6 protein-coding genes are annotated in these 5,928 nt (G+C 61.9%); 4 read left to right on the top strand and 2 right to left on the bottom strand.

Features of this window, described 5'->3' with window-relative positions; translation table 11 throughout:
* The first annotated feature begins 25 nt into the window (after nt 1–25).
* A complete protein-coding gene (locus PV772_RS22680) occupies nt 26–1,033 on the top strand; it encodes a glycosyl hydrolase (RefSeq protein WP_347887663.1) in 1,008 nt (335 codons plus the stop codon).
* A 998-nt stretch (nt 1,034–2,031) separates the two neighbouring features.
* Here the strand turns inward: PV772_RS22680 and PV772_RS22675 are convergent.
* Entirely contained in the window at nt 2,032–2,361 is a 330-nt protein-coding gene (locus PV772_RS22675) for a transcriptional regulator (protein WP_347887662.1), read from the bottom strand.
* Nucleotides 2,358–2,807: a hypothetical protein gene (locus PV772_RS22670; protein ID WP_347887661.1), complete on the bottom strand. Its 450-nt coding sequence runs from the start codon at nt 2,805–2,807 to the stop codon at nt 2,358–2,360. The genes PV772_RS22675 and PV772_RS22670 overlap by 4 nt, the downstream gene beginning before the upstream one ends.
* A gap of 549 nt (nt 2,808–3,356) precedes the next feature.
* Between PV772_RS22670 and PV772_RS22665 the strand changes: the two genes are divergently transcribed.
* The 3 genes from PV772_RS22665 (at nt 3,357) to PV772_RS22655 (ending at nt 5,515) form a co-directional block, all read left to right on the top strand.
* A complete protein-coding gene (locus PV772_RS22665) occupies nt 3,357–3,755 on the top strand; it encodes a DUF4259 domain-containing protein (RefSeq protein ID WP_347887660.1) in 399 nt (132 codons plus the stop codon).
* 43 nt (nt 3,756–3,798) lie between these two features.
* Nucleotides 3,799–4,134: a hypothetical protein gene (locus tag PV772_RS22660; protein ID WP_347887659.1), complete on the top strand. Its 336-nt coding sequence runs from the start codon at nt 3,799–3,801 to the stop codon at nt 4,132–4,134.
* A 784-nt stretch (nt 4,135–4,918) separates the two neighbouring features.
* A complete protein-coding gene (locus tag PV772_RS22655) occupies nt 4,919–5,515 on the top strand; it encodes a recombinase family protein (protein WP_347887658.1) in 597 nt (198 codons plus the stop codon).
* The last annotated feature ends 413 nt before the right edge of the window (nt 5,516–5,928 follow it).

Here is a 5,928-nt window from a genome sequence, read left to right as displayed (position 1 = left end):
AACATCATCCCCGGACGTCCGACGGGTGGGTACCGTTCGGGCCGTCCTAGTGGGCTCCGATCACGTTGACACAATCATCAGCGTTTCCTTCGCCGATTTCCCCTACACGGATCAGGAACGGACCCACCTGCAGCAGGCCGCTGCGCAGATCCGCGCCGACGGGCACATGATGCTGCTAACGCTTGAGCCCAAGCAGGGGCTGGCCGCCGTCACTCCCGAGGTGGTGAACGCTCTGGTGAAGGACCTGGGGTCGATCAACAACCAGGGCGTGCCGGTGATTGTCCGTCTTGCCCATGAAATGAACGGTTCCTGGTACCCCTGGTCGCAACAACCGCTGGAGTACAAGAAGGTCTTCACACGGGTGGCGGACGCCGTGCACAGGGACGCCCCGGGGTCGGCGATGATGTGGGCGCCCAACTATGCGGGCGGGTACCCCTTTGCCGGCGGCCAGTTCGAGGCCAAGCCCGGCACTGCGGATTTCGCTGCCTTGGACACGGACCACGACGGCGCCCTCACCATGGCGGATGATCCGTACGCCCCGTACTACCCGGGTGATGAGGCGGTGGACTGGGTGGGCATGTCCTTGTACCACTGGGGCGCGAAGTACCCGTGGGGCGAGAACGAGCTCCCGGAGTCGGACAAGTTCGCCCAACAGCTCACCGGTACCTACAACGGGGCCAACGGCGATGACAGCCCGCTGCCCGACTTCTACGGCGTGTACGGCAAGGACCACAACAAGCCCGTGGCCATCCCCGAAACAGCCGCTCTCTACAACCCCACCGCCGGTGGCGCCGCGGAGGTGGACATCAAACGCGTTTGGTGGGAGCAGGTGTTCAGTCCCCAGACCCACGCCCAGTTCCCGAACCTGAAAATGATCAACTGGTTCGAGTGGGACAAGAACGAGGTTGAGGTCAACGGCAGGATCGACTGGACCGTCACCAACAGTCCTGCCATCCTTAACGCCTTCACCGCTGCGCTGCCGGACTGGCTGCACTACGGGACAGGCGCCAGCTGCCGCCCGGCCGGCACGTAACGCTACCTTGTCCTTCCCTTAGGGCCTTGTGCTTTTGGCAGAGCAGGATGTGAGGTCACGCGGCCTCCATCTTGGGGCTATTGGCCCTATAACGACTTCAAGTCTTCGTGGAGTGTGTGAGCATGCCGTACTTTCTGGACTACGAGGCCGAGGGACCTGTCATAGGCCATGTCCAGATTCCACGTGAGAACAGCGAAGAAGCTGCTCTCTACGCGCAAGGTGCCCTGCGCGGCCTGCGGTGTTTGACGGCCACCGTACGGCGCAGCGAGACCATGAGAAGTACTCCAGATGATTGCCAGGTGATCGCCCAATACACGCGCTCGGAAGGCTGGAAAACCGAAAACTCTAAGATCACGTGTGAATAGCGCAGCTCCCTAATCGGCAGATTAGGGAGCTGCATCGCTTTATAGGTTGGGCAGAGGATTCTAGGCTGGGCGGAGGGTCGCATCAGTCTTCCCAGGCACAGATTCCTGGGTCAAGTTGTGGCCGGCGTCGAGAGGCCCTGAGGAGAGCTGTTCTCTGGAGACTCAGCGGTCACCCCCAGCCGGCGCCGGTCACCCCGTTCTAAATGAGCCGTGGAGCGGCGACAACCGAACGGCAAGGTCGTTCCCCGTGTCGTTGGAAGCACAATTCCTTGTTCCACACTCGGATGTTGGGGTCGTGTGCATAGCAAAAGACCCCGAGGCTTGGGGGGACACGTCGGGGTCTTCGTTCGCTGCTGCGTGCCCCTTGGAGGAGCGCGCGACTGCTCGGGCAAGCGTACTCATTAGTAGCTTTGGTGACAAGCGCGCCAAATGGCATTGACTCTGACACGATGTGAGCCGCGAGATTCTGAAGCATGACCGATACTTCCGAGCTCATGCTCATCGCCCGGCGGTCGTACTCTTACTCGCCGGCGTTACCTTCGCCGCCAGGGCCATTCTTTCGCTTCATGCCCCCGGCTCAACCAATTAGATGAGCAGATGGGATCAGAGGTTTGGTAGGGCGGTCAGCGCTGTTTAGTCGTTGGCTTGCCGCTGAGGGAAGGCAATCTCCTGCAGGGCGGCAAGATGGTTTTGCCACACCTGTTCTCCTACTTTGGTCAGCTTCAGCCAGGTCCGGGGCCGCTTGCCGATGTAGCCTTTTCGGATTCTGACGTAGCCAGCCGATTCAAGTGACGTCGCTTGTTTGCTTAGGACGGAGTCCGAGACCTGCAGGTGGTTGCGAAGGGTGGCAAAGTCAACTTCCTCGGTCTGGGCGAGGGCCGCTGTGAGGGAAAACCGCACGGGATGCCCCAGGATGTCGTTGAGCTGATGTCGCGGGTGGTTTGAAGTAGCTGGCGTGCTCATCGGCCCGCCTCGTACCAGGCACAGACGGTAGTGGACACGGTCAGGAGTGCGGCCATAAGGCCCGCGAACCAGAGTTCGCCTTGAAAGGTCAGGCCGGAGAGCAGCATCCCGGCGATCCACAAAGCGCCCCAAAGACCCATGTAGACGCCCCAGCGGAGCCCGAACCCCCGCTTACTGGTACGGGTGAAGAAAAGAACTGTCACCATGAGGATGACTAACCAGATACCCATGAAGACAGATGGAAGGGCCACGGAGGTATCTGGTGCCAGCCGCGCATAAGTGAAGGCGAGGATTCCCATCGACGAGACGGCGCCAAGGCCCAGTAGAAAACTGATCGCTGGCCAGCTCGCACCTGATCGGACGCTGCTACCGACCTGGTTTGCCTGATCAAGCAGAGCCTTGGCTTGCCCGGCATCCATCGGGCCTGAAACGGTGGTGTCATTCATGGTCGTCCCCCTGCTGATAAGCGATTGATTCTCATACTCTGGCAGGTACTTTCTAAAATGGCAACTACTTTCCGCCCCCAGCTTTTTAAGCATCGGGGGGTAAGGCGCGCCGGTGAGCCGGTAGTCGAACGCGCAGCCAGGGCACGAATTCTTTCATCGCGCCGCTGCGAGTTCATGGGTGCACGTTTACCCCGCACGATGAAATGCACGGTGAAGTGCCTAACCTGTCGCTTTCGGCGATAAGAGGCTCTGATTCTGGCCGAGGGCGCGTGATCCCAGCACTTTCCGCAATATCTTGCCGGTCGTGCCCTCGCCGTACAGATGAGATCCGACACCCGTCCCTGATAGAAAGACCCCCGTGAAGCAAAGGCATCTCTTTTTGTCTTAACGGATGGCTCAAGCACGTGGCCACAGCCTAACCGCCACCACCCTCCGCGGGGCCGTGACCTCGATTCCAGATTCCTAGTCGTGCAAATAGACGGCCGAATGTCTTGCGTCACCGCTAAGGTCTGACAAGCTGGTGCCACCGGAAACCGAGAGGGGCGATTGATGGGCGCATGGGGTTATCTGCCGTTTGAGAACGATGACGCGCTGAATTGGCTGGAGAACCTCAAAGCCGGCGGAGCGGACGTCATCCGCACGGCCCTGGCGAAGGCCGGCGACCGGTATGTCGAGGCGCCGGAGGGGGCCATTGCCCTCGCCGCCGCCGACGTCACCGCGGCCAGCCAAGGCAACCCGCTCGGGGACCTGCCGGAGAACGTCACCGACTGGGTGACCGCCCACGGGTTTGAGATCACCTCAGAAGACGTTGAGATGGCCGTGGAAGCGGTCGAACGGGTTGCCGGGGAGGAGTCAGAGCTGGCCGAACTGTGGGACGATGCCTACGAACCCGAATGGCGCGAATCCCTTGACGACCTCAGGGAGCGGCTGCGCACCGCGCTTCGGTGAGCCCTGCTCGCGGGGGCTGGCGGCAAAGCGTAGGGTCGGCGCCATGCGCATCGAACGAGCAGCTGGTAGTGACTCGGTTGGAGATCCCGGCCTAGACCCAATGTACCGGGTCCGGGTGTGGAAGCGTCCGTTATCGGCGGCCATGGGGTGGATGGTGGATGAGTGGAATGTTGCCGGAGCGGAGCAGGTGTCCGATGTCATTGACTGGGCTGCGACGACGGCTGGCACCGGCCTGTTTGAGATTTTCGTCCAGTGGCATGACCATCACACGGACCACAACGGGAACGCTGTACGGTATCCGCGCTACACCAGGGTGCAGGGCCGGCCGCCCGAGGATGTTGGCGCTACCGTCGAATCCGTGATCTTCGAGGCGGATTAGTGGGCCTGCGAACGGCCCGGAGATTGGGTCCAGACTCATTTCGCGTGGCCGGAATTGCCTCGCCTGGTTCGCCATCCGATGATCGCGGCCGAGAGCCAGAAGAGGATGAAAGCGGCCCCGCCAATGACGAAGATCCAGTCGGCCCCGGTCCAGCGGCCTTCATCAAGCCGGATGAGTGGTGGCGCGATGAGGCATACCCCCAAGAGGACGCTCAACACCTGCGCCCGGATGCTTCGAGAGTACGGGCCCGCCTGAAATTTCCCCATCCCGCAGTCTCCCACCCGGCGAAAGACGTGGCCAGTCAGGGTATGAACGGCGGCGTCACCCCGGACCCTGCATGCTGTTAGCTCCCCGGCCCTGCCGCCAAACTCGTCACGTGATGATGCTCCAGGGCGCGGGAAAGGGTGCGCCCCGTTCGCTGAGCGCACCCTTTTCGCATCCCCATGCAACGGATCCCCATCCGAATGCACTCATTGTAAGCAGGCTGATAGTTAGGTTGGCAAGTAATTCCGTATTGTTAGCGGGGCCGCCACCGATACGTAGACCCTTGGAGGCGGACGCACTATCTCTTTGCTGGAGGGCGTCCACCAACTCGACAGTTAGAGCGAGACTGAACGTCTTGAGAAACTACAGCTTTTCAAGACACTGTCCCCGCCCTCGGGGGATCCAGCGGCGGCCGCGCGAGCGGGCGGAATAGCCGGGTACTCGGCGTCTCGTAAAGGTGTCCCGCTGTAAATCGTCTCGCCGCAGGTGCATCGAGGGCTTTTCGAGTCAGAATTGCCTCGTGAGGCTACTGGGTTACACCCGGGTCAGTACTTCCAGCCAGGACGCCCAGCTGCAGCTGGATGCACTGGTCGCCGCGGGTGTGCAGAAACGCGATGTCTTCGCTGATGTGACGTCTGGTAGCAAGACCGCGATCGAACGGCCGGGGATGAAGAGACTCCTTGAGTACGCCGAGGAGGGCGACACCGTTGTTGTGTGGCGGGTCGACCGGCTGGGCCGGTCGTTGATCGACGTCCTGAATACGGTGGCTCTGCTGCGCGGCCGCGGTGTCCAGGTCCGGTACATCTCCGATGGCATCGACCCGGCAACCTCGACCGGCCGACTGATGTTGAACATGCTCGCCACCCTTGCCGAGTATGAGCGCGAGCTCATTGTCGAGCGGGTCAACGCTGGCATTTCCGCAGCACGCCAGAACGGCACACGCTTCGGCCGGCCGCTGTCCGACCCCAGCGTCATTGCGGACAAACTCGCGATCGCTCAGGACGCCCGCGCCAAGGGCCGCACCGCCGAAGACGCTGCCCGTCTGGTGGGCTGGAGTCGTGCAACGTTCTACCGCCACCAGCATGCCCGTGCTGCTCAAGAGAGCACCACGACGTAGCCCCGAAACTACGCGCTGTCTGAAGGCTTTGGCTTCCAGGCCTCGCCCAGCCAGCGCTCACGTCTACTGCACGGACCTAGCTTCGCTCGGGCTGTAGAAGCGTTTTTCTGTTTTTTGCTGCTGTCCTGCGGATCGTACGTGCCCGCTCCACCGGCCCAACCGTCCTGCGGACGGCTGCGCAGCCGGTGCCTTGTGTCGGCGCTTCGCTTATTTCCTCCCACAATCCATCGGCTGCTTGCCCTTCGGGTTGCCCCGGCTCCGTCGGGCACAGCTCCGCGTTGCTCGCCAGCAGGCAAAAAACGCCCGGGGGAGAGGGGAAGCTGGCCGGTCACCAAGGCCGCCCCGCTCACCGGATCCTCAGCAAAGGACGAGAGAAACCATGAACGATCGCATTGCACGCGCCGCCCTGACCC

Source organism: Pseudarthrobacter sp. CC12, assembly GCF_039907755.1.
GTDB classification, from domain to species: domain Bacteria; phylum Actinomycetota; class Actinomycetes; order Actinomycetales; family Micrococcaceae; genus Arthrobacter; species Arthrobacter niigatensis.
Note: the sequence above shows the minus strand (reverse complement) of the source record. Positions and strands in the feature narration are given on the sequence as shown.